The sequence below is a fragment of the Williamsia limnetica genome, from assembly GCF_003217475.1.
GTDB lineage: Bacteria > Actinomycetota > Actinomycetes > Mycobacteriales > Mycobacteriaceae > Williamsia > Williamsia limnetica.
This window is the reverse complement of sequence record NZ_QJSP01000018.1, coordinates 12,757-37,563: the sequence shown is the minus strand read 5'-3', so window position 1 is coordinate 37,563 and position 24,807 is coordinate 12,757. Positions and strand designations below refer to the sequence as shown.

At 65.5% G+C, this 24,807-nt stretch carries 25 protein-coding genes; 7 read left to right on the top strand and 18 right to left on the bottom strand.

Features of this window, described 5'->3' with window-relative positions:
* Positions 1 to 20: 20 nt before the first annotated feature.
* From mftC to mftA, 3 genes are read right to left on the bottom strand one after another with little or no spacing between them, the layout of a single operon-like run.
* Positions 21 to 1,250, bottom strand: a complete 1,230-nt coding sequence (gene mftC, locus DFR67_RS24475) for a mycofactocin radical SAM maturase (RefSeq protein ID WP_110472099.1) — start codon at positions 1,248 to 1,250, stop codon at positions 21 to 23.
* 42 nt (positions 1,251 to 1,292) lie between these two features.
* The gene (mftB, locus tag DFR67_RS24470; RefSeq protein WP_110472098.1) at positions 1,293 to 1,583 is read right to left on the bottom strand and encodes a mycofactocin biosynthesis chaperone MftB; all 291 of its coding nucleotides are present in this window, start codon (positions 1,581 to 1,583) and stop codon (positions 1,293 to 1,295) included.
* 1 nt (position 1,584) lies between these two features.
* Positions 1,585 to 1,701, bottom strand: coding sequence for a mycofactocin precursor MftA (gene mftA / locus DFR67_RS24465; protein ID WP_110472097.1), 117 nt, complete (start codon positions 1,699 to 1,701; stop codon positions 1,585 to 1,587).
* Positions 1,702 to 1,871: 170 nt separating this feature from the next.
* On the opposite strand from mftA, the gene DFR67_RS24460 reads away from it, so the two are divergent.
* The 3 genes from DFR67_RS24460 to DFR67_RS24450 all read left to right on the top strand — a co-directional run bounded on the left by DFR67_RS24460 (position 1,872) and on the right by DFR67_RS24450 (position 4,608).
* Complete coding sequence (locus DFR67_RS24460) at positions 1,872 to 2,777, top strand: alpha/beta fold hydrolase (protein WP_425451334.1); 906 nt, start codon at positions 1,872 to 1,874, stop codon at positions 2,775 to 2,777.
* 90 nt (positions 2,778 to 2,867) lie between these two features.
* Entirely contained in the window at positions 2,868 to 3,509 is a 642-nt protein-coding gene (mftR, locus tag DFR67_RS24455; protein ID WP_110472145.1) for a mycofactocin system transcriptional regulator, read from the top strand.
* Between the two features lie 49 nt (positions 3,510 to 3,558).
* Positions 3,559 to 4,608: a ferredoxin--NADP reductase gene (locus DFR67_RS24450; RefSeq protein ID WP_110472096.1), complete on the top strand. Its 1,050-nt coding sequence runs from the start codon at positions 3,559 to 3,561 to the stop codon at positions 4,606 to 4,608.
* A 9-nt stretch (positions 4,609 to 4,617) separates the two neighbouring features.
* Here the strand turns inward: DFR67_RS24450 and DFR67_RS24445 are convergent, their stop codons facing one another.
* Genes DFR67_RS24445 through DFR67_RS24420 form a run of 6 tightly spaced genes read right to left on the bottom strand, consistent with a single transcriptional unit; the run spans position 4,618 to position 8,830 of the window.
* Positions 4,618 to 5,352 (bottom strand): DNA alkylation repair protein, encoded by a 735-nt coding sequence (locus tag DFR67_RS24445; protein ID WP_110472095.1) that lies wholly within the window; start codon positions 5,350 to 5,352, stop codon positions 4,618 to 4,620.
* Positions 5,352 to 6,554: an NAD(P)/FAD-dependent oxidoreductase gene (locus DFR67_RS24440; RefSeq protein WP_110472094.1), complete on the bottom strand. Its 1,203-nt coding sequence runs from the start codon at positions 6,552 to 6,554 to the stop codon at positions 5,352 to 5,354. The genes DFR67_RS24445 and DFR67_RS24440 overlap by 1 nt, the downstream gene beginning before the upstream one ends.
* A gap of 29 nt (positions 6,555 to 6,583) precedes the next feature.
* Positions 6,584 to 7,102: a hypothetical protein gene (locus DFR67_RS24435; protein WP_110472093.1), complete on the bottom strand. Its 519-nt coding sequence runs from the start codon at positions 7,100 to 7,102 to the stop codon at positions 6,584 to 6,586.
* On the bottom strand, positions 7,099 to 7,725 hold the full coding sequence (locus DFR67_RS24430) for a hypothetical protein (protein WP_110472092.1): 627 nt from the start codon (positions 7,723 to 7,725) through the stop codon (positions 7,099 to 7,101). The genes DFR67_RS24435 and DFR67_RS24430 overlap by 4 nt, the downstream gene beginning before the upstream one ends.
* Positions 7,722 to 8,201: a hypothetical protein gene (locus DFR67_RS24425; RefSeq protein WP_146240528.1), complete on the bottom strand. Its 480-nt coding sequence runs from the start codon at positions 8,199 to 8,201 to the stop codon at positions 7,722 to 7,724. The genes DFR67_RS24430 and DFR67_RS24425 overlap by 4 nt, the downstream gene beginning before the upstream one ends.
* Positions 8,198 to 8,830 (bottom strand): hypothetical protein, encoded by a 633-nt coding sequence (locus DFR67_RS24420; protein WP_110472090.1) that lies wholly within the window; start codon positions 8,828 to 8,830, stop codon positions 8,198 to 8,200. The genes DFR67_RS24425 and DFR67_RS24420 overlap by 4 nt, the downstream gene beginning before the upstream one ends.
* Before the next feature lie 261 nt (positions 8,831 to 9,091).
* Here DFR67_RS24420 and DFR67_RS24415 point away from each other — a divergent pair, with 261 nt between their 5' ends.
* Together DFR67_RS24415 and DFR67_RS24410 are read left to right on the top strand one after the other, a co-directional pair.
* Entirely contained in the window at positions 9,092 to 9,964 is an 873-nt protein-coding gene (locus DFR67_RS24415; protein WP_110472089.1) for a universal stress protein, read from the top strand.
* A 9-nt stretch (positions 9,965 to 9,973) separates the two neighbouring features.
* On the top strand, positions 9,974 to 11,503 hold the full coding sequence (locus DFR67_RS24410) for an amino acid permease (protein WP_110472088.1): 1,530 nt from the start codon (positions 9,974 to 9,976) through the stop codon (positions 11,501 to 11,503).
* Here DFR67_RS24410 and DFR67_RS24405 read toward each other — a convergent pair.
* On the bottom strand, positions 11,479 to 15,375 hold the full coding sequence (locus tag DFR67_RS24405; RefSeq protein ID WP_110472087.1) for an nSTAND1 domain-containing NTPase: 3,897 nt from the start codon (positions 15,373 to 15,375) through the stop codon (positions 11,479 to 11,481). The genes DFR67_RS24410 and DFR67_RS24405 overlap by 25 nt on opposite strands.
* 180 nt (positions 15,376 to 15,555) lie before the next feature.
* On the opposite strand from DFR67_RS24405, the gene DFR67_RS24400 reads away from it, so the two are divergent.
* Positions 15,556 to 15,870: a LuxR C-terminal-related transcriptional regulator gene (locus DFR67_RS24400; protein ID WP_110472086.1), complete on the top strand. Its 315-nt coding sequence runs from the start codon at positions 15,556 to 15,558 to the stop codon at positions 15,868 to 15,870.
* 15 nt (positions 15,871 to 15,885) lie between these two features.
* Here DFR67_RS24400 and DFR67_RS24395 read toward each other — a convergent pair whose 3' ends face one another.
* The 6 genes from DFR67_RS24395 to DFR67_RS24370 form a co-directional block, all read right to left on the bottom strand.
* On the bottom strand, positions 15,886 to 17,502 hold the full coding sequence (locus DFR67_RS24395) for an AMP-binding protein (protein ID WP_245938138.1): 1,617 nt from the start codon (positions 17,500 to 17,502) through the stop codon (positions 15,886 to 15,888).
* 8 nt (positions 17,503 to 17,510) lie between these two features.
* Positions 17,511 to 18,119: a TetR/AcrR family transcriptional regulator gene (locus DFR67_RS24390; RefSeq protein WP_110472085.1), complete on the bottom strand. Its 609-nt coding sequence runs from the start codon at positions 18,117 to 18,119 to the stop codon at positions 17,511 to 17,513.
* A complete protein-coding gene (locus DFR67_RS24385; protein WP_110472084.1) occupies positions 18,119 to 19,456 on the bottom strand; it encodes a cytochrome P450 in 1,338 nt (445 codons plus the stop codon). The genes DFR67_RS24390 and DFR67_RS24385 overlap by 1 nt, the downstream gene beginning before the upstream one ends.
* 96 nt (positions 19,457 to 19,552) lie before the next feature.
* Positions 19,553 to 20,506, bottom strand: a complete 954-nt coding sequence (locus DFR67_RS24380; RefSeq protein WP_110472083.1) for an o-succinylbenzoate synthase — start codon at positions 20,504 to 20,506, stop codon at positions 19,553 to 19,555.
* Between the two features lie 8 nt (positions 20,507 to 20,514).
* A complete protein-coding gene (locus DFR67_RS24375) occupies positions 20,515 to 21,129 on the bottom strand; it encodes a TetR/AcrR family transcriptional regulator (protein ID WP_110472082.1) in 615 nt (204 codons plus the stop codon).
* Complete coding sequence (locus DFR67_RS24370) at positions 21,126 to 22,976, bottom strand: N-acyl-D-amino-acid deacylase family protein (RefSeq protein ID WP_110472081.1); 1,851 nt, start codon at positions 22,974 to 22,976, stop codon at positions 21,126 to 21,128. Before DFR67_RS24370 ends, DFR67_RS24375 begins: the two co-directional genes overlap by 4 nt.
* Before the next feature lie 123 nt (positions 22,977 to 23,099).
* Here DFR67_RS24370 and DFR67_RS24365 point away from each other — a divergent pair, with 123 nt between their 5' ends.
* Positions 23,100 to 23,486 carry a helix-turn-helix domain-containing protein gene (locus DFR67_RS24365; RefSeq protein WP_110472080.1) on the top strand — a complete coding sequence of 129 codons (387 nt, stop codon included), beginning with the start codon at positions 23,100 to 23,102 and terminating at the stop codon, positions 23,484 to 23,486.
* An 11-nt stretch (positions 23,487 to 23,497) separates the two neighbouring features.
* Here DFR67_RS24365 and DFR67_RS24360 read toward each other — a convergent pair whose 3' ends face one another.
* Both DFR67_RS24360 and DFR67_RS24355 read right to left on the bottom strand, forming a co-directional pair.
* Entirely contained in the window at positions 23,498 to 24,091 is a 594-nt protein-coding gene (locus DFR67_RS24360; RefSeq protein ID WP_110472079.1) for a ClpP family protease, read from the bottom strand.
* Positions 24,088 to 24,702 (bottom strand): ClpP family protease, encoded by a 615-nt coding sequence (locus DFR67_RS24355; RefSeq protein WP_110472078.1) that lies wholly within the window; start codon positions 24,700 to 24,702, stop codon positions 24,088 to 24,090. The genes DFR67_RS24360 and DFR67_RS24355 overlap by 4 nt, the downstream gene beginning before the upstream one ends.
* Between the last annotated feature and the right edge of the window lie 105 nt (positions 24,703 to 24,807).

Here is a 24,807-nt window from a genome sequence, read left to right as displayed (position 1 = left end):
AACACTGCCGGGGTTCTTCATTACTTGGAAGGGGTCAGACCCGCCGGTGTGAATCCGGCGAGGGGGTTTTCGTCACAGTCACGCGACGGTGGCCGGGTCATCAGGGTCAGCGGCACGCCGCGGGAGTGGTCCTTGTTCGCCGAGGGAACGCGCCGGTCCTGCTCGAGCAGGGTTTCTCCGTAGCCCTGGACGCACTCGGGGTCCGGGCCGGCGAGCGGCAGACCGGTGAAGAACTTGGCCGCCATGCAGCCACCGCGGCAGGCATCGAAGTGCGCGCACTTGGTGCAGGCCCCGGCGTTCTGCGGCTCACGCAGTTCCAAGAACAGATCCGATTCCTGCCAGATCGTCTTGAAACCACCGTCGGACAGGATGTTTCCGGCCAGGAAGTTCTCATGGATCGCGAACGGGCACGCGTAGACGTCACCGATCGGGTCGATCAGGCAGACCACCCGTCCGGCGCCGCAGAGATTCAGGCCGGGCAGGGCACCCTGACCGGGCTCGGCAAAGGCAGAGAGATGGAAGAACGAGTCACCGGTCAGGACTCCCTCTCCGTGTTCGACCAGCCAGTTGTACAGACCGCGCTGCTGCTCGGGCAACGGATGCAGATCGTCCCAGACGTCTGCCCCACGACCGGACGGACGCAGCCGGGTGATCCGCAGGGTCGCACCGAAACGGTCTGCGAGCGCCTTGAACTCGTCGAGTTGCGTGACGTTCTGGCGGGTCACGACGACGCTGATCTTTGCATCGGCGAAGCCGGCCTCGTGCAGGTTCTCGAGCGCCTTGATGGCCATGTCGAAAGAGCCGGGACCGCGCACCGCGTCGTTGACCTCGGCGGTCGCACCGTCGAGAGAGATCTGCACATCGACGTAGTCGGAGGCGGCCAGACGCTGGGCGACCTTCTTGTCGATCTTCAGCCCGTTGGTCGAGAACTTCACGCCCACCTGATGATCGGTCGCGTAGTCGACGAGTTCCCAGAAGTCCGGGCGCACGGTCGGCTCACCGCCGCCGATGTTGACGTAGAACACCTGCATGCGCTGGAGCTCATCGATGATGGCCTTGCACTGTGCGGTGTCGAGTTCACGCGGGTCACGCTTACCCGACGACGACAGGCAGTGCACGCACGACAGGTTGCAGGCGTACGTCAGCTCCCAGGTCAGACAGATCGGGGCGTCGAGGCCCTTTTCGAATTGGTCGACCAGGCGGCCGACGGGCTGTTGCGGCGCAGCGGGGCGCTCGAGAATTGAAGTCATGGCAGAGTCCTCAAGGGGCTGGAGCAACGGCAGTGCCGAAACTCAAGAGGGTTGGACGATCATGCCCGAAGCAGCCAGTGCGGCAAGCGCATTCAGGTAGAGCGGGCGGTCGCTGTCGGCAATGCCGGCTGCGGCCAGGGCGTCGGTGGCACTCGCGTGTTGGGGCAGCGACTGCACCACTTCGACCACTGTCAGATTCTTGAGAAACGACAGCTTACGAGTGCCGAAGTGGTACAGCAGCGCACCAAACGGTTCGGGCCGCAATGCGACCGAAGAGTTCAGCACCCACGCCCGATCAGCGTCGAAGACAAGATCAGTCGTGGCAACACTCATGTCAGTAGACGCCGCACATGCCGTCGATCGACACCTCTTCGACCAACGATTCCGAGACCAGCTCGGATTCCGTCGAGGTGATGCTGTCGGACTGTGAAGCCGGATTCTGAGCGCTCATGTGATTGCCTCCAGATGTAGTCGGGACTGTGACCATCACCATAATGGCACTCAGTGCACAAATGCCAGCGTTGCGGAGAATCTATTCGGAAGTCGTCAAAAACCACCCGAAAGGACAGGTGCCCGACCTCAGTGAGATGGTCGAAGACGGGAAACCGAGAGGAGCGCGACGTGGATGAAGCCGATGCACCACAACCGACGGGGGCATTTCAACCGACGGGGGTGCGATTGCGCGGCTCCGGCGGACTCTCGCTGGCGGCCGATCACTGGACGGCGGTCCGCAATGGCGACTCCCCCGCGAGCACGATCTTGCTCCTGCACGGCGGCGGCCAGACGCGCCATTCCTGGAAGAACACCGGCCGGGTGCTCGCCCAGCGTGGTTCGGATGTGATCGCACTCGACAGCCGTGGCCACGGCGACAGTGACTGGGACCCGGCGGCCGACTACAGCCTGCAGGCTCAGAACAGGGACGGGCTGGCGGTACTCGAGCAGATCCCGACGCTGACCGGACGACACGATCCGGTGACGATCGTCGGCGCCAGCATGGGTGGGATGGCCGGCATCGGCATATCCGCACTGGCTCCCACCGGTGCGGTCGACAAATTGGTACTGGTCGATGTGGTTCCACGGTTCGAGAAGGCCGGCAGTCAGCGAATCCGGGACTTCATGGCCGGCAATGTGGATGGTTTCGACGATCTCGACCAGGCCGCCGCCGCGATCGCCGAGTATCTACCGCACCGCCGGGCCACCGGCCCCTCGGAAGGTCTCAAACGGAACCTTCGAAAGCGCGACGACGGCCGTTGGTACTGGCATTGGGATCCGGCGTTCCTCACACCTCCGAGCGACGAGTCCATGATTCGCACCGATCTCCTGGAACGGCAGGCGCAATCGCTGACCATTCCGATCCAGCTGATCAGAGGCAGACTCTCGGACGTCGTCAGCGAACAGGCGGTCCGCGATTTCGTGAAGCTGGTCCCGACGGTCGATGTCGTCGAACTCACCGGCGCGGGCCACACGGCAGCAGGTGACGACAACGACGCGTTCACTGCTGCGGTACTCGACTTCGTCAACCGGTGAGCAACTACCATGACCTCTGGTGCACCCGCGACCCAAGCTGATGCCCGGGGCATGGAGGGACTGTCCGTTGACCAGCAGATTACGGGTGTCATGACCGCTCAGATCGGCAGGCGACCCAGCACCACCAAGTCGAAGATCACCGAGGCCGCCATCGACCTGTTCACCGAGGCCGGCTTCGACGAGACGAGTGTGGACGACATCGCCGCGGCAGCCGGGATCGCACGGCGGACCCTCTTTCGCTACTACTCCTCGAAGAACGCGATCGCGTGGGGCGATTTCGACGAACATCTCCAGGACATGCGACGCCTCCTTTCCGAGGTACCCCCGGACATGCCTGTGGCGGAAGCGCTGCACACCGCCCTGCTCGCCTTCAACGAGGTACCCGCAGAGCATCGCGAACACCACCGACGCAGGATGCGCCTGCTGCTGGGGGTGCCCGCCCTGCAAGCACATTCGATGCTCATGTACACCGGATGGCGCAACGTCGTCGCGGAGTTCGTCGCGTCGCGCACCGGCAGTGACCTGTCGGCCCTCGTACCGCAGACCGTGGCGTGGACACTGCTGGCCACCGCACTGGCCGCGTACGAGCAGTGGCTCGAGGACCCCGAGTCCGACCTCGATGAACTCCTCACCCAGGGCAGCCGGATACTGACCCTCGGACTGCAGGACGTTCTCTCACCTGGCATCGAGGGACGGTCGGCACCGAGCGCCGACACTGGTAATCTAAATTAGAACGTGTTCCTGTTTTGAGGCATCTTCTCCACGACTAGGAGGTACGCCGGTGACCGTGTCCCCGCACAGCACCCGGAGCGTTGTGCTGACCGTGGCCGACGTGATCGACGAGACCGGCGACGCCAAATCGTTGGTCTTCGACGTGCCGGAGGACAGCACCGAGCGATTCCACTACAAGCCCGGCCAATTCCTGACGCTGCGCATCCCCAGTGACCGGACGGGGTCGGTGGCCCGGTGCTATTCGCTGGCCTCATCGCCCTTCGGCGATGAGAAGCCCAAGGTGACCGTCAAGCGGACCGCAGACGGGTACGGCTCGAACTGGCTCTGCGACAACGTCGCAGCCGGCGACCAGATCGAGGTCCTGCCACCGTCGGGTGTCTTCACGCCCGCCGATCTGGACGCGCCGATCTTGCTACTCGGCGCAGGCAGCGGTATCACCCCGGTGATGTCGATCCTCAAGTCGGCACTGTCGCAAGGGAGCGGCCGAGTGCTGTTGGTCTACGCCAATCGCAGCGAGAGCGATGTGATCTTCGCTGCCGAGTTGCGCGGGTTGCAGGAGAGGTTCCACGACCGTCTCACCGTGATCCACTGGCTGCAGTCGGTGCAGGGCATGCCGTCGGTCGAATCGCTCGCCACGCTCCTGCGTCCGTTCAAGGCCTACAACGCGTACATGTGTGGGCCGGGCCCGTTCATGGACGCAGTACACAAAGCCCTCGCCGCGATAGGGATGTCGCATCACCAGGTGCACGCCGAGGTCTTCAGCTCGCTGTCCGGCGACCCGTTCGAGGACACCGCGCCCGCCGAACTCACCGAGGAAGAGATCGCGGACGCCGCCTCGGTGGAGGTCGAACTCGATGGCGAGGTGCACGAGATGGCTTGGCCGCGAAGCCAGACCCTCGTCGACATCATGCTGTCGGCCGGCCTCGACGTCCCGTACTCATGTCGCGAGGGCGAGTGTGGATCGTGCGCATGCACCGTCACGGAGGGCACGGTGGAGATGGAGAACATCGGCGCGCTCGACGAGGACGACATCGCCGACGGATACATCCTCGGGTGCCAGGCCCGACCGACGTCGAACACTTTGAAGATCGAATTCTGAAGCAGTAGTTCAGCGCAACTGTCGAAAGTGAGCGCGCTGCGGGGCCGTGAGGTGCTCGGTGGCATAGCTCAGGGCCGTGCGACCCATGACGGCTGCATGCTGCTCGAGGAAGTCGAGCAGCACGGTGTTGTCCACCCGCTTACCGGTCTCTCGCAGCATCCAGCCCACCGCCTTCTGGATCAGATCACGACGATCATCGAGGGCCAGCGGTGCCAACTCGAGCAGCGTTGTGCCGTCACCGCGTTTGATGAAGGCATGCGTCGCGAGAATCGCGACCCGGCGCCGCCATAGATCACGGTCGGCGACCAGCGCAAACAGAGGCGAATGATCCTTTCCGACCAGTGATTCGCCGAGAACATAGGGTGCCGACGAATCGACGAGATCCCAGTTGTTGACCCGCCCTGCGAACACCGCGTCGACATAGCATCGGACCCAGGCGTCGCGGTCGGACTCTGAGTGCGCCTTCTCGAAACTCGATCGCAGCAGCAGCAGCCCGGTCAACCGGTGCTCATGGATGTCGCTCGCGAGCAACATTTCGACACCTGCCCGGTCGAGACCGCGAAAAGCCTTGGCCACCTTGCGTTGCGCGGGCACACTCACGCCGATGAACCGATCGCCTTCGCCGTACTCGCCGGGTCCGGTCTTGAAGAACCACGCCGAGCTCTCCGCACGGGCCGGATCTGCCAGCTCCGCCAGGGCCGCCGTGACCGCCGCCGCCGTCGGCACCGGCCCGGCGACGGGCATCAGCCGAGCAGTTCCGAGATCGGCGTCTTCTCGAGAAGCTTGGCCCGCATCTTCATCACGGCGCCGGCCTTACCTGCGCCGACCACGGCTGTGAACACGCCGTCGCGGCTGTAATAGACGACGAACTTGGTGCCGTCATCAGAGATCACGTGGACGTCGTCGCCCGCCGAGGGATGTCCCAGGGCCTGCACCTTCACCTCGAACTGGTCGCTCCAGAAGTACGGAACAAACGGGCGGGCATTCGACTCATCGACACCGAGGATCGCATAGGCAACTTTCGCAGCCTGCTCGACGACGTTGTTCCAGTGCTCGACCCGGGACGGAACGCCGTGCTCGTCGCGCCAGTTGGCGACATCGCCGATGGCGTAGACATCCGGCGCACTGGTGCGGCCAACCTCGTCGCAGGCGATCCCGCCACCGAATTCGCGGTCGGCGAGTGCGATGCCCGATCCCTCGAGGTAGTCGACCACGGGGGTCGAGCCGATTCCCAGGACCACGATGTCGGCGGGCAACTCGGTGCCGTCCGCCAGCGTCACGCCGGTCACCTTGTCCTCACCGGTGATACCGGTGACCCCGACGCCGGTACGGATCTGCACGCCGCGGTCGGCATGGATTCTGCCGACCATGGTGCCGACCTGCTCTCCGAGCGCGATCGCCAGCGGAGCAAGCGCCGGTTCGACCACGGTGACCTCGAGGCCCTTGGTGCTCAGGCTCGCCGCGACCTCGCAGCCGATGAACCCGGCCCCGATCACCACCGCGGTGGACGCGCCCTCGATCTCCGACCGCAGCGCCATCGCGTCGTCGTAGGTACGCAGGGTGTGTACGCCCGACTTGCCCGCGGCGAACGGCAGGCTACGGGGGTCGAGACCCGTGGCGAGTATCAACGTGCTGTAGGCAACGGTTTCCGCTTCCCCACCCTCGACCGGTTCGACGGTCACCGTGTGTGCGTCCGGATCGATTGAGGTGACGCACATTCCGGTCCGGAGATCGACGTCCTTTTCGGTGTAGAACTCCTGGGGCTGCAGGTCGACGTCGTCCTTGTCTCCCGTCAGCACAGCCTTGGACAGAGGTGGCCGGTCATAAGGGATACGGGCCTCCTTGCCGATCAGGATCAGCTCGCCCTCGTAGCCCTCGTTCCGAAGATCGGCCACCAGTCGCGCACCACCGAGTCCGGCCCCGACAATCACCATTGCGGCACTCATTGCCACCTCACATCCCACGGATTCTCGTGCTATCCGGGCCCGACCTGTTGCAACCCGGCAAGCAGCCAATTTCCGTTGACCTTACGCATGTCGGCCCAGCGTGTGACAGCCACCACCTCGGGCTCAGCACCGGCCGCGGGCAACACGATGCTCTGATTCACGAAAACCAGCACCCGGGCGGTGTCGTCGGCCATCCGGTTCACCGCGGTGGCCAGTACCCGGCCCGTCATCACGACCTTCGATTCCACCGCGGTCGGCAACACCACCCCGGGGCCCTGACTACGAAACTCGAGGAGCAGACGCCCGGTGAGTTTCGGACCGACCGTACGCTGTTGCGAAATCAGCGAATCGGGGCCGAAGGTCATCAACGAGCTGACCGCGTCGGTGGTGGCCAACTGCACCTGCCGACGCGCGGCCTCATCCGCCCGGCCGGGGATGGACGGCCCGAGAAAGCCCACCACCGCGACGGCGATCAGGACCACCAGAACAGCCGCCAGGATCGGCCCTGCCACAGCAGATCTGGTCAGATTTTCTCTCAGTCCACTCATTGCAGTTGCGTCCGATCGATCTTCCAGCGTCCGCCGGTCTCCTTCATCGTCACCAGCACAGCGACCCGACTCTGCGCCGGGTCGGCCCCCAGCACGGTCGGGTTGGTGCCTTCGGCGACCACCAGGACATCGGCGGAGTCATCGGAGGCGTCGCCGACGATGCCCGCGGACAGGACCTGCCCGGTGCTCGGCACCCGCAACCCGCCGATGACGTCCAGCAGCTCCGAACGCGAGTTCTCGAGGCGTTCACGTTGCGGGCCGGTGGTGACGGCAAGAGCGCTGTCCACGAACTCCTGGGCCCGCGCCGGGTCGATGGTCAGCAGAGTGGTCACCGCGGACCGGGTATCGGCCAGGACATCCGCGTCGCGGGCGCGGTCCGATACCGCCCCGCGGTGCGCGACGACGAGCACGAGAACTGCTACCAGTATGACCACGCACAGCGCCGCGCAGCCGCTGCTCACCACCGTCACCGCGCGTCGTCTCCGAACCGCCAGGTTCGCCCAGGCCTGCTCGGCGCCGGCGCGCGCCCGCTCGGCCTCCGCTCGCGCGTCGGCCACCCGTAGACGTGCCGCCTGGAGCCGCCGCGACGAGCCTGCCGACGGGTCGTTCTCTGGAGTGCTCACAGCACCTCGTCCGCCCTGGCGATCTTCCAGTCATCGCCGGATCGTTCGAACCTGACGTCCAGAACCTTGGTGTAGTCGACGGATTCGGCACCGGGCCGAGCCTCGGTGACCGCTGCCGAGACCACTGCGTCGACATGGTCCGACGCGACCGCGGAAATCCCTGTGTGCACCGGCTCCCATGTGACGGTCAGGGGCTCGGAAGGTGCCGTCGTCGACTTCAAGAACTGCCCGTATTCGCGTGCGAACTCGTCGGTCACCACGGCCAGGGCACGCTGTCGCTGCGCGTCGATGTCGCCCGACTCGACTGAGAACAACGTAGCCACAGCCGGTCCCGCCAGCTCGAGTACCTCAGAACGGTTGGTGGCCAGTTTCTCGTCGCTTCGATGGAGTTGCCAGGCCGCTGTCAGAACGATCACGCAGACGACGACAATCACCAGGTTCGCCAGATACCAGCACCACATACGGCGCGCGGTCACGGGTAGAACTCCAACGCAGAGATCTTCAGGGTGCCCTCGTCGGGCACCATGTCGACCTGTATCCGGAAGCGTTGTACTGCGGGAGCCCTCGACTGATCCGTGTCGAGACCGGTCCGCACCTCGATCGCTGCGGTGACGAGCAACGTCGCGCGCTCACCAGATCTCGACGAGATCCCGACACCGTCGACCGTCCCCGTCGACACCGTGCCGATTTTTTGGACGAACGCCGTGAAAGCGTCGGTGGATTGCGCGAACTCGTCTTCGAACGAGCCGGTCGCGCCCGCGAGGATCGCCCTGGCGCGTTTGCCATCATCGCCGGCCTCGGGCGTCAGCAACACCTCGACCCGATCGGTCGCGGCCTGCATGTACTGGGCGTCGGTGAACCCCCGGTCGGCCTGCACATAGCGATAGCCGCCGATCGCTGCTGCGACCGCTGCGACCACGACTGCGGCCACCAAGACCAGGAGCCACCGCGGCCTACGGTCAGGCTCGCGCTCACCGAGTTCGACTTCCAAATCGGCCAGTTCGCGCTCGGTGGTGCGCAGATGTGCACGCGCAGCCTTGTCCGAGGCGACCAGAGCGCGATCCTGCGCGGATACGGCAGGGCGCAGTACACGGACGTTCAACACCGGACCAGCCTAATAGAACACGTTCAGCGCCCACCCGAAGGTGACCACGGTCGTCGGGCTTCTCTACTGCGCACCCGCCGCGGGCCGCACGAACATCTGTGCCCGAGGAAACGATTTGTCGCTAACCGCGCCGGATCGTGCCTGCGGTGGTTACATGTTTTGCACCACACAGATTCGGAGGTCGTCGATGGCCACACAGCCGACACCGGCAGATTCGCCGCCTGCGAATCCGTTGTCGCCACCGACAGCTGACGCACGCCCATGAGCGTCATCGTCGGATACCAGCCCGGGCGGGGTGGTGACGAAGCGGTCGAACTCGGCGCGAGCCTGGCCGGCGCACTGTCGACCAACCTGGTCATGGTCATCGCGACCCCCAAACCGTGGACGACCCCATCTCTGGCTCGGGTGGACGCCGAGTTCAGTGCCTACGCGCGGCGGTACGGCGACGACGCCGAAGCCGCGGCCCGCGCGCATCTGGCGCTACGCGCGCCGGACACCGCGGTGACATACCTCCGGGTCAGTGAGCGGTCGGTGTCCAAGTCGATCCAGAAGGTACTCACCGAGCACGACGGCGAAGTACTCGTCCTGGGCACCACCCACGGATCCGATGACGGCCGGATGTCGTTGGGCGTGACGACCAGTCGACTGATGCATTCGAGTTCCATCCCGCTGGCGCTGGCCCCCAAGGGGTACAAGTGCGCGCGGATCACCGGGGTCACCTGCGCCTATTCCGGAGATGACCACAGTGAAGACGTCGTCATGTCAGCGAAGGCCCTCGCCGCGCAGATGACCGTCCCGCTGCGGGTCGCCACCTTCGGCGTCACCCCAGCGGACATGTTCCCACCCGAGGTCGGCTTCGACGTCGAACGCAGCGTGCTCCAGGCGTGGAAGGAGCAGATGGCGGCGTCCATGCAGAAGCTGGTGACGGACAAGATAATCGACGAGACCGTCCCGACGACGATCAGTACCGGCAACGACTGGGACGCCGCATTCGACGCCATCGAGTGGTCCGACGGTGAGGTCCTCGCGATCGGCACCACCCCACGGGACGCGATCAAGCGGGTGTTCCTGGGTTCCAGGGCAGCGAAGATCGTTGCCTCCGCAACTGTTCCGGCAATCATCTTCCCAGGCTGAGGTGTCCACATGGATTTGAACAAAGACCCGGCGCAGCAGCCCGGCGCACTGAACACCCGAACCCTGTTCCGACGAAAGCCGATCCCGACAGGCGATGAAGCCGAGGCCGATACCGGCCTCGAACGGACGATCACCACCACGCAGCTGGCCTGTTTCGGAATCGGTGCCACCATCGGCACCGGCATCTTCTTCGTGATGAGCGTGGCCGTTCCGGACGCGGGCCCGTCGGTCGTCGTGGCGTTCATCGTCGCGGGCATAGCCGCCGGATTGGCAGCCATCTGCTACGCCGAGATGGCGTCGTCAGTACCGGTGTCGGGTTCGACATACTCGTACGCGTACGCCACCCTCGGCGAGATCGTGGCGATGGCGGTGGCCGCATGCCTGCTGCTGGAGTACGGGGTGTCCACCGCAGCGGTCGCGGTCGGCTGGAGCGAGTACCTCAACGCCCTGCTCGGCTACCTGCACATTCCGCAGATCCCGCACGCGCTGTCCGCCGCGCCCTGGGACGCCGACCCCGGGGTGGTCAACCTGCCCGCGATCATCCTGGTCGGCCTGTGCGCCCTGCTGTTGATCCGCGGGGCAAGTGAGTCGGCGAAGGCGAACATGGTGATGGTCGCGATCAAGCTCGCCGTCCTCGCCATGTTCATCGCAATCGCCTTTGCAGGCTTCAATGCCGACAATCTCAGCCCGTTCTTCCTCGACGGCGCGAACGGTGTCACAGCCGCTGCCGGCGTCATCTTCTTCTCGTTCATCGGCCTCGACGCGGTGTCGACAGCCGGCGAGGAGGTCAAGGATCCCCAGCGAACGATGCCCCGCGCCCTCATCGCCGCACTGGTCACCGTCGTGCTGGTCTACGTGCTGGTGGCGCTGGCCGCCGTCGGAGCACAACAGGCCTCCGAGTTCGAGGGTCAAGAAGCGGGCCTCGCCGCCATCCTGGAAAAGGTGACCGGCGAGACGTGGCCGTCGCTGGTGCTGTCCCTCGGCGCAGTCATCTCGATTTTTTCGGTCACCCTGGTGACCCTGTACGGACAGACGCGGATCCTGTTCGCGATGGGGCGCGACGGCATGCTGCCCAAGTTCTTCACACGGGTCAATCCCCGGACCCTGACGCCGGTGAACAACACCGTCGTGGTCGCGATCGTCGTCGCCCTGCTGGCGGGATTCGTCCCGCTGGACTACCTGATCGACATGGTTTCCATCGGCACCCTGACCGCCTTCAGTGTCGTCAGCCTGGGGGTCATCCTGCTGCGCCGTCGCGAGCCCGACCTGTACCGGCCGTTCAAGGTGCCGTTCTATCCGGTCACACCTATCCTGGCGATCGCCGCGTGCATCTACATCCTCTACGGATTGCACTGGTACACATACCTGTTCTTCCTGCTGTGGGTCGGCGTCGTGCTCGTGTACTACCTCGTCTACGGACGTAAGCACTCGCTGCTGAACATCACCTCGGATCCCCTGGGCGGCGCCGCGACCAAACCGGGCGCCGGCACTGCACCGGGTCAGTCGCCCCCGGATCAGTCTTCACAGGGTGGGTCGTAGGGGCTGCCCGGAAGGTACTGTCGCCATTCGGCTTCGGTGATCTGCGCCCCCGCACTCCGGCAGGCCCTGTCCAGCATGAGATCGGCGTCCACTGTCCACGACATCACCGCGCCGCCATCGCCTGCTGCCAGGACGGTGCGGTCGTCATCGGCGAACCGGACGTCGAACACCTTCCCACCGAAAGCCCTGAGCACCACCCGCAGGTCGGGACGGCGTTCATCGGTGACGTCCCACGTCCAGATCTCCCCGGCACCACCACCGACGACGATCATGTCCCCGTCCGATGAATAGGCGCCACTGTAGATCTGGCCGACCGGCCCCGAGAGCCGGGCGGTGATCTCGGGAGTGCTGCGCCGGGTGATGTCGATGGTGACGAGCTCCTTGGTCGACGAGGTGGCCAAGAGTGCGTGGCCGTCGGGCCGGAAGCGAACCGCGAGGGCGGCGGTGTCGAACGCTTTGATCGTCATCAGCTGCGCCGGGCGTGCCGGGTCGGTCAGATCGTAGAGCAGTACCGCCCCGCCCGGAGTGGCGAAGGCGACCGACGTCCCGTCCGGACTCAGCGACGCCCAGGTCACTCCTTCGCCGACGTCGATGGTGGACACCACCTCGGGCGCCGACAGATCGGACACGTCGATCACCGGCAGCCGCGGCGACTCCAACCCGCCGGTCACGGCGATGGACCGAGCTTCGTTGATGTCGACGGTCTCGTTCAGCGTCTGCAGGGCACGCACCCCCGGCCCGACGAGTTTCGGCCGTCTCGTGTCGGAGTAGTCACCGAAGAAGACCGTGCCGTCAGCAGAGCCCAGGACGGCCAGACGGCCAGACGCCGAGATCCCGATCGCTCCGGAGAACGAGGCGTCGGGCGGCGGCGCGAGCTCGGGTCCCACCCTGACCAGGTTCGGACCGTCCGAAACCCGCAGCCGCGTGATCTCCCCGGACGGTCCGCTGCCCGCAAGAATGTCGGGGCTACGCGAACCGGCCGGGATCTGGAAGATGGTCTCCGATCCCAACCGCATCACGGGATGCGTGCTCTGCCACGCAGTGACCACCCCGTCATCTGCGGTGGCGACGACCTCCCCGCCGACGTAGGCCACGGAGGTGAACGTCGACGGCCCGTGCCAGATCCGGGGCTCATCGAGATCAGGTGCGCGCAGATCGAATTCGCGCACGGTGTTGTCCGACCCCGCGGCAGCGAGTCGGTTGCCATCGTCGCTGATACTGATGCCGTTGACGTAGTTGCCGAATCCCTCGATGACCCGCACGAGCGTGGGGCCGCCCCCGGCCGACAGCGCGTAGAACTGCACCTGGTGACTTTTCAGCCCCATCACGAGTTCTCCATTCGGAGCGAACACCAGACTCAGGGCCTGCTGGTTGTCCGCCCAGTCGGTCAACTCGATCGGTGGCAGCGGGTTGAGTCCCGCCCCTGCCACCGTCCACAGATCGACCCGCCGCGTCGCGCTGCTCGTGGCAAGGGTCGAGCCGTCACGCGAGAAGGCGACCGCCTGACCGGTTCCGGCAACTTCGGTCGGCAGAGCCATGGCCACCCACTGCTCACCCACGCGCTGCCACCCCAGCACCCCGACCTGCTCCACGGCGGCCACGAGAGTCCTACCGTCGGGACTGAGCGCGAGACCGTTCACCGGCTGGCTGGTCCGCAGCACCGCTGTCCTGGTAGGGGTCAGCGGGTCGCGGACGTCCCACACCTCGACCGCGGCGCGCCCCCCGAGGACGAGGGTCGCCGAGTCCGCGCTGAAGGACAGTGCACGCAGAGCACCGTTCGACTCGTGTCCACCGAAATCGCCGAGACGGTGGGCCAGTCCGCCCAATACGACAGGACCGGTGGCCCCGGGCGCGGTGGTGTAGAGGGTGACACGATTTCCGGCATCGGCCATCGCCAACAGCCCGCGATCAGCGCTGTAGGCGACCTTGATCGGACCGACTGGACCAAGAAACCTGGCGGGCGTGGCGATCGCGCTGTTGTCGATCAGGTTGGACCGCGCCTCCAAGGTCGGTGATGTTCGATAGGCGATCATGGCCAACTGCCGGGCGAGGGCCGGATCGCGCTCGGTTAGTTCGCCTGATTGCACAGCGAGTTGCCGGCTCATGGCCTGTCTCTGGAGTTGCTCTGCACGATTTCGCTCGTCGACGGCGTCGCCGCGTGCGATCACCGCGAAGGTCGCGGCGAGCGCGGCCACCATTGCCACCACGGCGACACCGACAGCGATACGCCGCAGTTGCCGCACCCGGCGACGCTCGCCCGCCTCGAGCCTGTGCTGCTGCTCATTGCTGGCGCGCAGGAAGTCGGACTCGGCGGCCGTGAGCTGCGGCTCACCGCGCTCGCCGGGGATGAAGTCGTTGACCATACCGAGCCAGGCGCCGCGGATCAGTAGTTCGTCGGCGCGATCGCCCGATTCCCACAGGGTCCACGCTTGCCGAAAGCGTTTGTGCATCAGCAGCCTGGCACGATCCCCGTCAATCCATTGCTGGAGCCTGGGCCAGGCGGTGAGCAACGCCTCGTGGGTCACCTCGGCGTAGTCGGCATCGACGCTCACCAGGCGGGCCGCGGCGAACCGTTCGAGTACCTCGACGGCGCGGGCGGCCTCCGGACTCAGTGCCGCCGGGGCATCGCCGGCGACCACAGAGTCGGCGGTCGCGATACGCAGGGCTTCGAGCGGCGCCTTTCGCCGGCTCACCACGTCGTCATCGACATTGACCATGGCGAGCAGCTGGCGCCTGGCGAGATCTCGCTCGGTGTCGTCGAGGTCTGCGTAGACCGCTTCGGCCGTGCGCTCGACGGCCCCGCTGATCCGGCCTGTGGCCAGGTAGTCGGCAACCGTGAGCCGCTGCCGGTCCGAGTGCGACCAGGTCGCCAGCAATGCGTGCGAGAGCATGGGCAGCGCGGTGGCACCGGAGTATCCGGCAGCGGGGGCGACGTCGGCGAGCAACAAGTCGACCAGATCGTCGTCGATGTCCAGCCCCGCGCGGCGAGCAGGCCCCGTGATCACGTCACGGAGCTGGTCGACGCCCATCGTCGCGACCACCACCTGCGAATGCTGCAGGACGTCGACGAGGAACGGGACCGCCGAGACCCGCGCGTAGTAATCGGCCCGCAGCACCCCCACCACCACTGTCCCGGGACCACCACGGTCCTCGACCAAATCGGTGACGGCCGCCAGGAAGTCCTGCCTGGCCACCGCGGGCGCCACGGTCCAGAGTTCTTCGAGCTGGTCGACGACCACGACCAGCGGGCCGTTCCCGGTGTCTTGCGCTCCACGGGTCCCCGGTTCACCGGGCACGGCTTCTACGCGGGCCGTCGCCAGCGCCGCCACGGGATCGGCCCCCGGAACCATCAGGGTCGAACGCCAGCCGGTGAGCAATCCACCTCCTACAGAGGGAAGCAAACCGGCGCGGACCACCGATGACTTACCGGCGCCCGACGGCCCGACCACCATCACCATCCGCCGCCGAGGATCCTTGCTCGATGCTGCCGATGAGACCGCCTCGACGAGTCGATCGGTCACATCTTCTCGACCGAAGAACCACTCTTTGTCGTCGGTCTGAAATGACTCGAATCCTCGATAGGGCGTCGGGGCTATCTTCGAACGGGTCGAGACCTTTCGCCGGGCCCGCCGTACGGCAGCCCACCAGATATCGGTGTCGGAACCGGTGACTCCGCACGTATTGAGCACGGCGAAAAACATTTCTTTGCTCGCGGCGGTCGGCGCGTGATTGCCGGCCAGCCATCCACTCACCGTTCCGAGCAGGGCGTCCGATTGCTCGACCAGTTCTCGCACGGTGAGACCGGCATTCTCCCGAAGTTCGGTGAGCGCCTTGCCCAGATCGTCCCGTGTCTGAACTGTTTCCGGATACATGCGATACCAACCCGTCTGGCGATCTTCCTCGACGAACAGCCACTTCGCTGTACGGATTCCGTATCGACTTGCCCCGATACGCCCCTTCAGGTGGCAATCGTTTCCTGATCTCCGAAATGATAGACAGGTCCGCTTCGGACACTTACACGCCTATGTCGATGGGCGAAGGGGAGCTTCGAAATGCACACAGAGGCAAGCGATTCAATCGTCTATTCAGATGAAATAGATTCGCGACCCGCACCGCTCAGACTTGTTTGCGAAACGAATGATAAGCCGCAGTTGTCATCTCGTGAAATAGAGGTGTTGTTGGCGTGGTTCGACGCCGATTCGAAAGAGGCCGCAGCAGCACGTCTTTACATCTCCGCCGCAACGGTGAGCACTCACGTGACGAGAATCCGTGCCAAATATGCCGCTTGCGGAAGGCCCGCGAAAACGAAATCGAGCCTGTTTGCCAGAGCCGTCCAAGATGGTCACACCCGCCTCGAAGACTGGTGAGCAACACACCCTCGGTCAGCCCTGCCCGTGTTCTGCGGCCAGGGCGTCGAGCGTCAGCTTGGTGACCTTTCCCTGAGCACCCCGCGGCAACTCTGCCACCACGATCACCTCTCGTGGGACGCGGGAGCGGGACAGTTCGGCGCCGACGTACTTCTTCACATCCGCCTCCGTCACCTCGATGCCGTCCCGGGCGACCACGAAGGCACGCAACCGCTGTCCGAAATCGGCGTCGGCGACCGCCACGACGGCGGCGTCGACGATGTCCGGATGCCGGCCCAGGGCCAGTTCGACCTCTTCTGGAAAGACGTTCTCTCCGCCCGAGACGATCATGCCGTCACTGCGCCCCTCGACGAAGAGGCGGCCTGCGGAGTCGAATCGACCGGTGTCACCGGTCGCCAGCATCCCGGCCAGCATCTCTTTGCTGGTGCCATTGGTGTACTTGCTGATCTGGCTACCCGAACGGACGAAGATCCGACCGGTTTCACCGGCGGGCACCGGCGCGCCGTCACCGATGATCGCCACCGCGACGCCGAGGGGTGGACGACCGGCCGTCGTCGGTGCCGCCGCCAGATCCTGCGGGGTCGCGATCGTGATGTACGACGCCTCGGTGGCGCCATAGAGATTGTGCAGGACCGCACCGAACCGGGCCTGTACTGCGCGCACCAGTGACTCGTCGAGTTTCGCCCCTCCCGAGGCGATCATGCGCAAACGGCTCCGGTCGATCCGGTCGAGGTCGCTGTCATCGAGGTCCATCAGACGCCGCAACATCGTCGGGACCATCATCACCGCGGTGCAGCGATGCTCGACCACAAGCTCCAGCGATTCCTGCGCTTTGAATCGTCGGTCCATGACCACGGTGGCGCCCGTGAGCAGACACACCATGGTGGCGAGCAGGCCCCAGCCGTGAAAAGCGGGAGCACACATGAGCACCGTGTCCGAACCGCGGATCGGGATCTTCGACACGAACCCGGCCGGTAGTGACATGGCCGGACCGCCGTCGCGGGGTGCGCCCTTCGGTGCACCCGTACTGCCGCTGGTGAGAATCACCAGCGAAGACTTCGACGCCGGCGCCGGCGGAAGTGCCGTGGAGTTCCCGGCGACCAGCCCGTCCACCGTCGCCGAATCTGTCGCGTCGTCCGTCCACGCCACATATCGGCGCACATCAGGTTCGACGAGCGCGAGCACCCCGGTGAACTCGGAATCGTGGAGGATCACGTCCACCCGTTCGCGGGAAACCACCTCGGCCATCTGTTTGGCCCCGAGATCAGTGTTCAACAGCACTACCCGGGCGCCGAGACCGATCGCCGACAACAGTCCGATCACGGCATACCGGCTGTTGCGGCACATCACACCGACCGTCGGCCGACCTGGGGCCACCAGCACAGCACGCAGCCCGTTGATGACACCGTGGCACAGGTCTGCGAGATCGTTGTAGGTCACTTCACCGTGGGGGTCGACGATCGCGACCCGATCGCCGTACATCGCTGCGTACACCGCAGGCCCGGAAGCCTCACCGGCCCGGCGCCGCAGTCTCGCGACCTGGGGCAGCAGCTTCACGCCGGGCAACGCTCCCGCGCGCCGGAGTTCTCGGACCGCCAGCATCTCCGTCTTCAGGTGGTCCAGCTTCGCCACCGGCACCCTCACCAGACCATCGGTGCGAGGTACCGCTGGGCGAAGTCGCGCACGGACTCCGGCTCCGAACGCGACTCGTCGATCGACGGGGTGTCGAGGAACGAGATGACCAGTCGTACAAGAATTTCTGTGACGGCGTGCAGATCCTCGTCGGGCATCTGGGCTCCGGCGCCGCGCAGGGTCTGCATGATCCGCCCGGTGACGATCTCGATGAACAGGCCGGTGACCGAGTTCGTGATCCCCTTGAGCGCATCCCGTTCATCGACCATCATCCGCCGGATCAGGGGGTCTTCGTTGACCAGTTCCGCTCCTGCGAGGAAGGCCTCGACCACGGCTTCCTGTGGCCCGTGCCCGACGGTGGCCTCCTCGAGGACGACCATGCCGTCGAGGTAGATCCGCTCGGCCACGCCGAGCAGCAGCGCTTCCTTGTTCGGAAACCGCCGGTACAGCGTGCTCCTGCTCACACCTGCCCGCTTGGCGACGTCGTCGACGCCGGTCCGCCGGATACCGTTCTCTTCGAACTCTTGTCGCGCCGCTTGCAGGATCGCGCCTTCTTGCTCACGCGGCGAGGCGGTGTTGCGGACTTTGCGGGCGGGTCGTGCCGATGTCGGCGGCATCAGACGCGCCGCACGGTCACTGGGAAATTGTCCTTGGGCACCGGCAGCGCGCTGAAATCCATCGGCATCGTGTAGTCCGCAGGCACCGACCACTCGAATCCGCGCAGCAACTGGTGCATGATCGTCCGAATCTCCATTTGGCCAAAATACAGCCCGATGCACTTGTGTACCCCACCACCGAACGGCGACCACGCCATCCGATGCGACTTGTCCTCCCTGCGCTCGGCGGTGAAACGTTCGGGGTCGAAAACGTAAGGATTCGACCAGTACTCGGCGTCGTAGTGGTTGGTCAGGCTCGGCACCGTGACGATGGATCCCTTGGGAACGAAATGCCCGAGCACCTCGGTGTCCTTGATCGTCATGCGCGGCTGCCCCGGCACCGGCGCACACATCCGCAACGACTCCTTCATGATGATGTCGAGGTCGGTCAGCTTGGCAAGATCCTCGTAGGCGAGCTCGGGTCCGAGCTCGAGTGACTGGGCACGAGCTCGCTCCTGCCATTCGGGCGACTTGGCCATGCGATAGGCCATCTGGGTCATCGTCATCGTCGAGGTGTCATGGGCGGCCATCAACACGAAGATCATGTGGTTGACGACGTCTTCGTCGGTGAACCGGTGCCCTTCTTCGCTCTCGGCATGGCACAGCACCGAGAACAGATCTGGCGACTCGCCCGCCCGCTTCTGAGCGATGTGGCTCATGAAGAAATCTTCGAGGACCTTGCGTGAGCGCAGACCCTTCCACCAGCGACCGCCCGGCACCGGACGCCGCACCAGCGCAACCCCGGCCCGCACGGTGTCGATGAAGGCCTTGTTGATCCGATCCGCCTCGGCCTGCGGCAGTTCCAGACCCATGAAGACCTCGAGGGCGACATCGAGGGTGAGCGCCTTGAACTCACTGAACAGTTTCACCTCGCCGACCGGGAACTGCTTGATGCGTTCGGTGATCATCGGCTGCATCTCTTGCATGTAGCCCTTGAGAACGGGCTGGGTGAATGCCTGCTGCAGGATCAGTCGGTGGTGCCGATGCTCCTCGAAGTCGAGGAGCATCACGCCGCGGTTGAAGAACGGGCCGATGAAGAAACTCCAGGCAGGGCCGTTGGCAAAGGCCTTGTCCTTGTTCATCAGAATCTGGTCGGCCGCCTGTGGGCCTCGACAGGTCACCAGCTTCTGCCCGAAGGCGTTGATGAACGACACTCGTCCGAACTCGGCCTGCTGGGCATCGGCGAAGGCGAAGGGATCGCGGCGCATCTTCAGGATCTGGATGGCGCCGTTGGTCTTCGACCCGCGCACCGGTTTCAAGCCGCTGTCCGCTGGGGCCTGCGCCAGGATGACCGACATATTCCGAACCTCCGCTGTGGCTGAACGTTCGCTATTGGAACGTTTTGCGGAAATTGTATCTTCTGTCGGTGACGAAGACCACCCGCCAGTTCGGGCTCACCCCGGCAGGAGTGCGTGGCAGCGCTCGAGGCGCTCCATCCACCAGCGGGTACGCGCCGCATCGGCACGCGGGAGGGCCGCCACGTCGACGTCGACCGTTCGCGGCATCAGCAGGCCCCCATCGGGAACAAAAGGCGCGGCGACATCGGTGGTGAACAGCCCTCCCGTGCCGAGCCCGCACGCCAAACCCAGATCGGGCAACGCAGCTGCGGCGGCCACCCCCGCCGAGATCCCGACCGCCGAATCGAGTGCGCTCGAGATCACCACCGGTATCGGTATCTCGGCCGCGAGCTCGAGAACCCGCCGCATCCCCCCGAGCGGGGCGACCTTGAGGACGGCGATGTCCGCAGCACCCGCCGCGATCACCCGCAGCGGATCCGCCACCCGGCGGATGCTCTCGTCGGCGGCGATCGGCGTCGCCGTGGCCCTGCGCACCTGCGCGAGTTCGTCGATCGTGGCACAGGGCTGCTCGGCGTACTCCAGCTCACCTATCGCGCGCAACGCCGTGATGGCTTGGGCCACAGTCCATTTACCATTGGCATCCACCCGGACATTCGCGATGTGCTCGCGTACCGCCTCGACCCGCGCCACGTCGTCTGCGAGGGTCTGCCCCTCCTGTGCCACCTTGACCTTCGCGGTGTGCGCGCCGGGGAACCGAGCGATCACCTCCGCAACCTGGTCTGCGGGGATCGCAGGGATGGTGGCGTTGACCGGTACCGCCGCGCGCACGGGCGACGGCGGGCCCTCGTAGGCCGCTTCGATACCCGCCGCCAGCCACGCCGACGCCTCGACGTCGTCGTATTCGGGGAAAGCACCGAACTCACCCCACCCCGCGGGTCCGCGGAAGATCATCACCTCACGGACAGTGATCCCGCGAAAGCGCATCCGCATCGGCAACGCAACGACAGCAGCCGACTCGGCCAGATCGGAATACGACGGACCTTTGGCCATGCCCCAACTCATCCCGCGAGCCCGGCAAGCCAACCGAGGACCAGCTCGAGGCGGGCATCGTCGAGCGCAGGCTGCGGATTGACCGCTGCCGCAACAGATTCACCGTCGAACAGGTGGACGACCGTCAAGGCGACCACCTCTATCTGCCCCGGGGGCAGCCCCTGTACCGCGGGTATCGTCCTGGCGAAGTCGGCGATCTGGCTGTGATATTCGGCCAGCATGGGAGCGAGGCGTTCACGTAAGTCCGCGTCGGTCCTCGCCGCCACCAGCAACTCGTACCAGGCGCCGTTGACCGGAGCTCGGCAGGCGGCCCGGACCAACAGCAAACAGTCGGACAGCGTACCGACCCCGAGCATGGACAAACTCTGGGAGAACGCCTCGAACTGTCTGCGCCGCACCTCGTCCGCGGCAGCGATCACCAGGTCGAGCCGAGTCGGGAAGTGCCGGAACAGACCGCCTTGCGATACCCCACTGCGACCACAGATCTCGCTGATCGTGCTGCGCTGGTAACCGATCTCGCACAGCGACTCCACGCACGCGTCGACCAGCCGGGCCTTGGTCGCGTCCCGGCGCTGCTGCTGGGTCCGCCGGCCATCCCCGGTGGTGTCCGTGGCAGGGGTCATCCAACCACCGTCTGCCTGGGTCGATCGGACTGATTCTTCACCGTGCCTCGCGGCTGATCCGCACGCAGGAACTGCCCACTGCGCAGTGTGGTCCCGAAGCCCGGAGCGAAATCTCCACGGCCGTAAAGATATTCACCGGCGACAACTGTTGCCGTCACCGCGTCGTCGTTGCGGTTCACCATCCGCATGATTCCTCCGAATTCGGGCATCGCTTCCTCAGCGTATTCCTTCGTCTGGTCGGTGAGACCGGCCGGGTCGACGACGACGAAGTCGGCACGGTCACCGATTCGAAGGAAGCCCGCGTCCAGACCGTAGAACTCACCCAGCTCACCGGTGAGCTTGTGGATCGCCTCTTCGATCGTCAGGAACGGCGTCCGGGCCCCGTGTTCGGCTTCTTTGACCCGCTGCAGCAACTTGATCCCATAGTTGTAGAACGCCATGTTGCGCAGGTGTGCACCGGCATCGGAGAAGCCGATGGTGACACCGTTCTGTTTGATCAGCCAGTCGGCGATGTCGGGACGGTCGTTGGTGATCACCGTGCGCCAGCGGAAGTCGGTGCCGTGCTCGACCACGAGGTCGAGGAACATGTCCGTGCTGTGGATACCGCGTTCCCGAGCAACCTGCTCGATCGTCTTGCCGACCAAGGCCTCGTCCGGGCATTCGGTGATCTCGGCGTCATCGAAGTCGCGGTGCCAGACCCGCGAACTGAATTTCTTCTCGAAGTCCTCGCGGAACCACCGGCGGTATTCCGGATCCTTGAGTAGGTCATTGCGACCCATCTCCTCGCGCAGATGCAAAGCCGCACGACCGGAGCCGAACTCCTCGAACACCACGAGGTCGATGCCATCGCTGTACACCTCGAACGGCACGGGTAGATGCTGCCAGCGCAACGCACCCCGGCCCAGGTCGTTCGCCAGCGTGGCGATGGGACCGAAGATCCGGCGTACCCAACGGTCGGACTTCGCATCTGCCGCCGCCAGCACCGAGGTGCGCAACGGCTTCCGGCCCAGACCGGTGCTGCCTGCCAGGAAGAAGAGGATGTCGTACTTGGTGTTCAGGTTCGGAATCGTCTGCAGCACCCGGTCACGCCGCCGCAGGATCCGGTTGATCTTCCGGCGTTCGCTCCAGCGCGCGTACACCGACGGCAGGCAGCGGGAGCGATATCGGTCTCCGTCGAGTTTGTCCCAGGGATTGGTCATCGACGAGACCCCGAGGAACCCGGCGTCGAGTGCGTCCTCGATGGCCGAGCTGATCGCAGCCATCTCCGAGCGGCTCGGTTTGTGGGCGCGATCGGTGGCGCGTCCGAGCCCCATCACCGACGCGCGGATGTCGGAATGCCCGAGGAACGCCGCGATGTTCGGGCCGAGCGCCAGCGCCTCCAGCGACTCGATGTACGACGCCGGGTCCGTCCAGTTCTTTCCCTGGTCGAGCGCCTTGATCACGTGGTCGCGGGGCAATGCCTCCACCCGGCTGAAGAGGTCGGCAGCGTCGACCGGGGTCGTGTACACCGTCGACAGCGAGCAGTTGCCGATGATCGCGGTGGTGACGCCGTGCCGGATCGATTCACCGAGTCCGGGAGCGACGAGAACCTCGGCGTCGTAATGGGTGTGTACGTCGATGAACCCAGGCATGACCCACTGGCCACCGGCTTCGATGACCTTCGTCGCAGGTCCGACCGGAAGCGGGCCGTTGGAGATCTCGACCACCTTGCCGTCGCGGATCCCGAGATCGCGGCGTAGACCGGGGGCGCCCGTGCCGTCGAACCAGGTGCCTCCGCGGACGACCATGTCGAACCGACCACCGTCGCCGCCGTCCACCGGTCCTGATGTTTCCAGCTGCAGACTCATATGTGACCTCCATCACTCACGTGCAACATAACATAGAGAGTGACCACTCGCAAAGAGTTGCAGCAATTCTGCCCAGAGCGGATATCCACACCACGACGCGGTTCGTCGAACTAGGTTCGAACCATGGGCGACACCTCGATGACCCTCCCCGGCCGCACCCCCGAGCCTTCGCGTCCAGACGCCCTGTGGCGGAGTGTGCTCGGGACGTACCTCCGGGCGGAGCGAACGGCGCAGGGGCGAATCCTCACCGACATCGCGACGGAGGCCGGGGTCTCTCCGCAGTACCTCTCAGAGATCGAGCGCGGGCGCAAAGAGCCCTCGTCAGAGATCCTTTCCGCGGTGAGCGGCGCTCTCGGGATCACGTTGCTCGACGTGACCAAAGGCGTCGCGCTGCTGCTCGAGCGAGCCGCGCGCCCCGTCGTCGCCGTCGGCGGCACTCACCGCCGCGGCGCCCGCCCGTCCGCAGTGGACCCGGCGCGCGGGCGAGCGCAACTGCGCATGGTGTCCTGACCGCCCCTCCATCACCTGGGTCTCGTGGAGAGCACCTCGTCGGCCAGCCCGTAGTCGACCGCCGCCGCGGCCGGCAGAATCAGGTCGCGGTCGGTGTCGTGGCGCAACGTCTGCAGGTCCTTCCCAGTGTGCCGGGCCAGCAGTTGCTCCAGTTCGCCGCGTACCCGCACCACCTCGTCCGCGTGGATGATGAGGTCGGGAATCGAACCCTGCCCCTGGATGGACGGCTGATGCAGCACAACCCGCCCGTGGCCCAGAATGCCGCGCTGCCCGGGAGCACCGCCCGACAGGAGTACCGCTGCGGGGCCACCCGCCTGCCCCACGCAGGTCGTGGCAACCTCGGATCGGATGTACTGCATCGTGTCGTACACGGCCAGCATCGCCTCGGGCGATCCGCCAGAGGAATTGATGTAGAGGTTGATCGGCAGGTCAGCGCTGTCGGACTCCAGATGCAGCATCTGGGCGATCAGGACGTTTGCGACCCCGTCGTCGATCGCGGTGCCGAGGTACACGATCCGCTCCGACAGCAGTCGGCTGTAGACGTCCATCGACCGTTCGCCGCCTGCGGACTTCTCGACCACGTACGGAATCGTGTAGCCGCTCATCGCCGACCTCCCAGCGCCGCCGGGCGGGAGTACGCCGGGTAGATGTCCTCGACGGTGTCGATGACCCGGTCGATGAATCCGTAGTCGGCTGCCTGCTGCGCGGTGTACCAGCGGTCGCGGAGCGAGTCGTTCCAGATCTGCTCGGCCGGGCGACCCGTGTTCGCCGAGATCAGGGCCAGCACGGTGTCCCGGGTGTGGCGCAGGTCGTCGGCCTGCAGTTCGATGTCGACGGCGGTGCCCCCGATACCCGACGAGCCCTGATGCATCAGGATTCGCGAGTGCGTCAGCGCGTACCGCTTGCCCGGCGTGCCGGCCGAGAGCAGGAACTGGCCGGCGCTCGCCGCGATCCCGAGGGCCAGGGTGCTCACGTCGTTGGGAATGGCGCGCATGACATCCATGATCGCCAGCATCGCCGGGACCGAACCTCCCGGCGAGTTGATCCAGAAGCTGATGTCCTTGTGGGAGTCCTCGGCCGAGAGCAGCAGTAGCTGGCTGCAGAGGCGATTGCCGAGTTGCTGGTCCAGTTGGTCACCGAGAACGATCACGCGTTGGTGAAACAGTCGGGTGACCAATTCGTCGTCGATGGGGCCGGGTGTCTTGTCATCTGTCATGGACCAAGCCTGCGCGCCAGCAGGTGATCGCGAAAGCCGTTGCTGCCGTGGGCAGCTCTGCCCTCAGCTGCAGCCAGAATTCGCGCCGCTTGCCTGCGTACGCGC

What these genes read in the sequence shown, in the direction of transcription:
- DFR67_RS24370 (WP_110472081.1), bottom strand. Translation starts at nt 22,976, where the DNA reads ATGAGTCTGCAGCTGGAAACATCAGGACCGGTGGACGGCGGCGACGGT.
- DFR67_RS24440 (WP_110472094.1), bottom strand. Translation starts at nt 6,554, where the DNA reads ATGAGTGCCGCAATGGTGATTGTCGGGGCCGGACTCGGTGGTGCGCGA.
- mftA (WP_110472097.1), bottom strand. Translation starts at nt 1,701, where the DNA reads ATGAGCGCTCAGAATCCGGCTTCACAGTCCGACAGCATCACCTCGACG.
- DFR67_RS24360 (WP_110472079.1), bottom strand. Translation starts at nt 24,091, where the DNA reads ATGAGCGGCTACACGATTCCGTACGTGGTCGAGAAGTCCGCAGGCGGC.
- mftC (WP_110472099.1), bottom strand. Translation starts at nt 1,250, where the DNA reads ATGACTTCAATTCTCGAGCGCCCCGCTGCGCCGCAACAGCCCGTCGGC.
- DFR67_RS24435 (WP_110472093.1), bottom strand. Translation starts at nt 7,102, where the DNA reads ATGAGTGGACTGAGAGAAAATCTGACCAGATCTGCTGTGGCAGGGCCG.
- mftR (WP_110472145.1), top strand. Translation starts at nt 2,868, where the DNA reads ATGACCGCTCAGATCGGCAGGCGACCCAGCACCACCAAGTCGAAGATC.
- mftB (WP_110472098.1), bottom strand. Translation starts at nt 1,583, where the DNA reads ATGAGTGTTGCCACGACTGATCTTGTCTTCGACGCTGATCGGGCGTGG.
- DFR67_RS24390 (WP_110472085.1), bottom strand. Translation starts at nt 18,119, where the DNA reads ATGCCGCCGACATCGGCACGACCCGCCCGCAAAGTCCGCAACACCGCC.
- DFR67_RS24445 (WP_110472095.1), bottom strand. Translation starts at nt 5,352, where the DNA reads ATGCCCGTCGCCGGGCCGGTGCCGACGGCGGCGGCGGTCACGGCGGCC.
- DFR67_RS24355 (WP_110472078.1), bottom strand. Translation starts at nt 24,702, where the DNA reads ATGACAGATGACAAGACACCCGGCCCCATCGACGACGAATTGGTCACC.
- DFR67_RS24405 (WP_110472087.1), bottom strand. Translation starts at nt 15,375, where the DNA reads ATGTATCCGGAAACAGTTCAGACACGGGACGATCTGGGCAAGGCGCTC.
- DFR67_RS24375 (WP_110472082.1), bottom strand. Translation starts at nt 21,129, where the DNA reads ATGACCCCTGCCACGGACACCACCGGGGATGGCCGGCGGACCCAGCAG.
- DFR67_RS24400 (WP_110472086.1), top strand. Translation starts at nt 15,556, where the DNA reads ATGCACACAGAGGCAAGCGATTCAATCGTCTATTCAGATGAAATAGAT.
- DFR67_RS24415 (WP_110472089.1), top strand. Translation starts at nt 9,092, where the DNA reads ATGAGCGTCATCGTCGGATACCAGCCCGGGCGGGGTGGTGACGAAGCG.
- DFR67_RS24365 (WP_110472080.1), top strand. Translation starts at nt 23,100, where the DNA reads ATGGGCGACACCTCGATGACCCTCCCCGGCCGCACCCCCGAGCCTTCG.
- DFR67_RS24410 (WP_110472088.1), top strand. Translation starts at nt 9,974, where the DNA reads ATGGATTTGAACAAAGACCCGGCGCAGCAGCCCGGCGCACTGAACACC.
- DFR67_RS24380 (WP_110472083.1), bottom strand. Translation starts at nt 20,506, where the DNA reads ATGGCCAAAGGTCCGTCGTATTCCGATCTGGCCGAGTCGGCTGCTGTC.
- DFR67_RS24385 (WP_110472084.1), bottom strand. Translation starts at nt 19,456, where the DNA reads ATGTCGGTCATCCTGGCGCAGGCCCCAGCGGACAGCGGCTTGAAACCG.